Annotated in this window: 3 protein-coding genes; all 3 read right to left on the bottom strand. The window is 48.2% G+C overall.

Annotated features, from left to right (window positions below; all coding sequences use genetic code 11):
* Positions 1-91: 91 nt before the first annotated feature.
* On the bottom strand, positions 92-385 hold the full coding sequence (locus tag CCB157_RS16485) for a head-tail connector protein (RefSeq protein ID WP_369688694.1): 294 nt from the start codon (positions 383-385) through the stop codon (positions 92-94).
* A gap of 57 nt (positions 386-442) precedes the next feature.
* Positions 443-1,609 carry a phage major capsid protein gene (locus CCB157_RS16480; RefSeq protein WP_077616900.1) on the bottom strand — a complete coding sequence of 389 codons (1,167 nt, stop codon included), beginning with the start codon at positions 1,607-1,609 and terminating at the stop codon, positions 443-445.
* Positions 1,610-1,656: 47 nt separating this feature from the next.
* Positions 1,657-2,262: HK97 family phage prohead protease (locus CCB157_RS16475; protein WP_238594752.1), on the bottom strand; the 606-nt coding region annotated here is incomplete at its 5' end.

Below are 2,262 nucleotides of genomic sequence, written 5' to 3'. Positions count from 1 at the left end.
CAATCTCCATCCGTCGATGGGAAACCTTCATCATCCACGATTTCGACTTGTTTTTGAAGCGTGATGCGGTGGCGATATTCAGAAACTTTGCTCATGATGCCCCACCACTTTCATCGCTATCCTGAGCCGTATAGCGCAATTGAAGAATCATAGAATCCAGGCTGAACGGCAACATATCGGCTTTTCCAACCGGTTCGCGATTCTCATACCAATGCGTGATGAGAATCTTTTGAGCGAGATCATAGAGTTTTGATGACGTGTCAATGTTGGCATCGGCCGCGTTTGCCAAATATTCTATAGACGCATCGATCAAAGACTGGATCAGCGCATCATCGTCCGGACCATCAATGCGCAAAAAAGTTTTTACATCCTCGAGTTTTACCATCACCTCACCTCCGACAAGAAGAGGAAAGGCGCGTCGTTTTGGACGCGCCTACTTCGATTACGCTGATTGCACAGTCAACGAGCAATAGAACGCCGCACCGGTGTCGAACGGTTTGACGTCCATACGTTCAATAGCGCGGACTTTGGTGGTGTTGGTTTCAAAAGCACCGGCGCCGATGTTGGTGCTTGCGATCGACAACTGCTGACGGTCGAACAGCACGACGGCCTCTTGCAAGTTTCCGATGATGACAGGAGCAACCACACCAGATGTCGTGTCGGACGGCAGCAAACGATTAGCTACCACCGTGATGGGAACTCCGAACAGCATCTTGCGGTTAGGTTGAGTCGGATCAGGTTGGATCAGATAGCGACCCATATTGTCTTTTTGTTGATCGAGCCAATTGAAGGCATCCTGGTTGGTGATTATGACCGCGCCAGCCGCCAAATCCGGGTCCAGCTCGACGTTCAACACTTCCTTGATGTCATCTACACTATCAAGAGATTTAGCGGTGAAGGTTTTCACGACATCAAGAATGAGTTTGTTGCGAGTAGTGACGGATTTCTTCGCAATCCAGTTTGCGACATAGTTCATGAGATTTTGGTCCGTATCGGACAAAAGATTGTTTGAAAGCGGGAGAATGCCACCATAATCTTTGATAGAATACGGAATCCTATCGAATTTCGGGCTATCAGTGTCCGGAATATTTCCGGCCTCCGTCAATTGTGTGAACGGCACCATATCCGCCAGCTTCTCAATCACACGCGAACCTGTATTGGTGACTACAGCTTCCGTGCGGACAAAAGGCTCCAACGCGACGAGTTGCCGTTTGAACTCATTGATTTTCGTTTGAATGTCTTGCGGAACGATATATCCGCCGTCTTCCATGCTGCCTTCCGTCATGGCACGGGATTCAAGCAACGAACGTTCTTCCGCGCTCATCGGCTTGCCGCGCATCCACTTGAGATATGCGCTACGATATGCGGTTTCTTCATCATCTTTCTTGCGTTCCGGGATGATACCCGGCGCCTGCGGCATATCAACGCCGCGCTTTGCTTCATCTTCCAAGCCGCGGAGTTCTTCCAACGCATCAATTTGTTCTTTCAATGACTTGGCTTCATCTTTGGCCTTGCGAGCTTCTTCCAATTTCCCTTCATCCAACAGTTTGCGCGCTTCTTCCAACTTATCAGCGAGTTTCTGACGTAATTCACGTTCTTTCGGATCCATATGTTCTCTCCACTCCTCCATAATTTTTTGTAATAAAAAACGACCCGTTAGATTTCTAACAGGTCGAGTTCAAACCTCAATTTTTCGATGTCTTCGGTACTTGGACGGCTTCTCTCCTGTTCGAGTTCCTCAAATTTCTTCAAACTTCGTTGTCCAACCACCGCTTCCGTGTCCGGATATGCCGGCGATGTCACCACCGATACGTCATAGATGCGCTCAAACTTGTTGATACGCCGTTCGTAGATGCCAAGCTCTTCGTTATATGAAATCTCATCGCCATCCTCGGCGATAGAAAATGCAAACGAACATTGATTCACGACGCCAGCCCGTACATTTGCGATCAAATCTTTTGCGTAGCTCGTATCAGTCGGAATCAATTTGAATCGCAAACCAATATTGTCAACCGACAATTCAAGCGAACCGGCACCGGATGATACCGTGTTCCTCGCGAGAGGCATGTTTTGGTCGTGATTGAACAATGCCACTACATTTGACATGTCAGCACCATCGAGTGCGGATTGACTGATGATCTCACGGAATGGTACGAAAAACCCGAGTACATCTGACCATCTTTCAAACTTCAGCGCATATCCTTCGATATAATCCGATCCGTCTTCGCTCGATCGAAGCTCCACTTTTGTAGTCAGCATTCG

This window comes from Caenibacillus caldisaponilyticus (genome assembly GCF_002003465.1).
In the GTDB taxonomy this organism is placed as follows: Bacteria; Bacillota; Bacilli; order Bacillales; family Sporolactobacillaceae; genus Caenibacillus; species Caenibacillus caldisaponilyticus.
This window is presented reverse-complemented; position numbering and strand designations above follow the sequence as displayed.

What these genes read in the sequence shown, in the direction of transcription:
- CCB157_RS16485 (WP_369688694.1), bottom strand. Translation starts at nt 385, where the DNA reads ATGGTAAAACTCGAGGATGTAAAAACTTTTTTGCGCATTGATGGTCCG.
- CCB157_RS16480 (WP_077616900.1), bottom strand. Translation starts at nt 1,609, where the DNA reads ATGGATCCGAAAGAACGTGAATTACGTCAGAAACTCGCTGATAAGTTG.